Annotated in this window: 1 protein-coding gene; it reads left to right on the top strand. The window is 65.9% G+C overall.

Features of this window, described 5'->3' with window-relative positions; genetic code table 11:
• The first annotated feature begins 46 nt into the window (after positions 1–46).
• Positions 47–1,828: a hypothetical protein gene (locus StrepF001_RS44930; RefSeq protein ID WP_129803833.1), complete on the top strand. Its 1,782-nt coding sequence runs from the start codon at positions 47–49 to the stop codon at positions 1,826–1,828.
• The last annotated feature ends 930 nt before the right edge of the window (positions 1,829–2,758 follow it).

Below are 2,758 nucleotides of genomic sequence, written 5' to 3'. Positions count from 1 at the left end.
GTTGCGGGCCCTGGAGGGGGTAACGTCCCACCGGAGGGTGGGGCTGATGGCCACCACTCGCCTCCGTCCTGAGGCGCGGTCCCAGTGGGAGGCCCGCCTGGCGCCGTGGAGGGAGGCGGTGTGTGTCGCCTCCGATGCCCTGGAGGATGCCAGCCGTGCGGTGAGCACTCTGCCCGGGACCATCCTCATCTGCGGGCCGTCGAGCGAACCGGAAGCGGCAGGTTCCGGCGCCCCGGATGGCTTGCCCGAGGGCATCCTGGACGCCGATCCCCTGGCGGTGCCGTTCCTGCATGCCCTGGCCGATGCCACCGAGGTGACGGTTCCTCCGCATGCCTGGCTGTCTGGGCTGGGGGTCCGCGTCATCGGAGGCTTCGAGAAGCCGATCGCTGGCCAAGAAGACATCTGCGCCCACCTTGAAGGGCAGCGGGACCAGGCCCGGGCCCAGTGCACTGCGCTGGAGACCGCAGCCGACCTGCACCATCGCCGGATCGCCGAACTGCGCCGGGACATCAAACGGGCCGAGGCCCAAGAGCTCGCACAGCGGCTCGTTCCCAAGATCCGCGACCTCGAGGACACACACGCCCAGTGCGTTGCCGCGCTGCCCGGGCTGCGTACGTTGGCCAAAGAGGCAAGCGAGACAGCGCATGAGGCCCAGACGGCGTTCCTCACCGCGAAGGAGCGCGCAGACAAGCTCGAGGGCGAACTGCGGAAGCTGAAGGACGACAGGGCGCAGGCGACGCGGAGGAAGGAGAAGCTGGAGGAGCTCCGCAGGGGGTCAAGCACCGACCGGGCACGGATGATCTGGACGGGCTCTGAGGAAGAGGCTCTGGAGGAGCTCAACTGGAGCTGCCTGCCCGAGGACGAGCCCGGCGCGGAGCCGGCCGACGGCATCAACTCCTACGCCGTCGTACCACGGGACACCGAGCGCCCGCCCGAGGTCCGCACCTGTGCGGACCTTCGCAGCGAGAGCCGGTCCCGGCTGACGGCGGCGCTGACGAGGCTCGCCGCAGACACGGCAACCACCGGTGTGGCCACCGTGGAGATCGCCGACGCCCTGCACCATCACGAGGCGCACACCCACGATCCGCACGACACCATCTTCCGTGGCTCGCTGACCGCGCTGAAGACGTGGCTGGATGAGTACGAGGAGCGGGACGCAGGAGCTCGGGAGCAGGTGGAGGTGAAAAGACGGGAGCGGGAGGACGAACAGAGCTACCTCCACGACCTCGTCGAGGAGTCACGCCAGGCCCTCGAAGAAACCCAGGAGTCCATCAAGGAACGCGTGCACAGTGCGCTGGACCGCATCAGCAACCAGCTCAACCTACTGCACAAAAAAGAGGGGTACGCAGCCGACCTGCTCTACAGCGTAAGCGCGCCGGAGAGCGCCGAGGGCCAGTGGATCTGTCATGTCGTGCCCCGGTGGCAGCGCAACCCTGGCGGCTCCTTGCTGGCCTACGATGCGCCCACCAACACCGCTCAGGAGAAGCTGTTCTCCATCCATCTCGTCCTGGCCGCCCTGCTCGCTGCACCCGACGCGCGGGGGCGCGTCCTCATACTCGACGAACTCGGTGACTCACTCGGCGCGGAGCACCGTCGTGAGGTGATCGCCGCACTGCGTGACGCTGCGCTGGAACACGGCATCACCGTGTTGGCCACCTGCCAGGACGGCCTGATGGCGGACGTGGGGCCGATGTGTGGCCAGGTACTGCAGTTCCGCTACTACTCGAAATCCGACCCCTTGAACCGGCCCACTGTCATGTACGGCTTCGACGCCAACCGGCGGCGCGTCAAGCTCACCTTGAATGATCTCGTGGTCAGCCGATCCTGAACGACGTGTGCGCATCCGCCGACGGCCGTTGGCCCGACCCTCGGCACCCACAGCCGGAGCACGGCTCTCGTCGTCGTCTTCGTCCTTGCACTCCTCGTCACCCGTCACCCGTGTCCTCGAGGTCGTACGGCTCCGCGGCATGCCCGTGACCGTAGTGCACTGCAACCGGACTAAATCGACCATGAGTTCACCGACCGGGCGCGTGGGCCTCGCTGACGTTATGTCCACACCTTAGGAGCGCGCACTAGCACCCACCGGAAACGGTTCGACGGGCACTGCCAGATCCTTCTCCTGATCACGGATACGCAGAGATCAACCTCCTTGCACCAGGCCAGCCAACCAGCTTGTCACCACCGACCGCGCCCGCAGCCACGCGCTATGACCCACCCCCGCTCCCCCAAGCCTGCAGACCACCCTGACCAGCGCAGACTCGCTCCGCCTGATCCACCCGGCAATAGAGAATCCTTCGACGATCACCGGATTCCGGAACGATCACTGAACTCGCACTTCAGAGGGCTCTTGGGCTCTTGAACCTGCACGGAAACCCCAGCTCAGATCAATCCGCCACGACGGTTCGGGATCCTGCGACGATCACTAGATCAGCAGCTCAACGCATCACTCATGCAGTGATCCTCTGTGGATTTGTCATACGTGTCTTGAAACCAGCTTCATTGGCGTTGATCTTCCTGCCTAAGGTCCTGCCGTCCGTGCGACTTCGCACAGACGTTTGAGCTGACCTATGAGGAAGGGCACGGCACTTCGTGTATCCATCCACACGATCCATCACACCAAGACGCAGAAGACGCAACCGCCTTGCAGCGGCCGCCGCGCTGCTGTTGATCGCCGAGGCCGGTATCGCCGTCACAGGCCAGGCCGCCGCGGCTCCCGCCCCGGAGCGCAGCAGCGAGCCGGCTAAGACGTCATCTCATT

The organism is Streptomyces sp. F001 (assembly GCF_004187715.1).
Classification (GTDB): Bacteria; Actinomycetota; Actinomycetes; order Streptomycetales; family Streptomycetaceae; genus Streptomyces; species Streptomyces flavusporus.
This window is presented reverse-complemented; position numbering and strand designations above follow the sequence as displayed.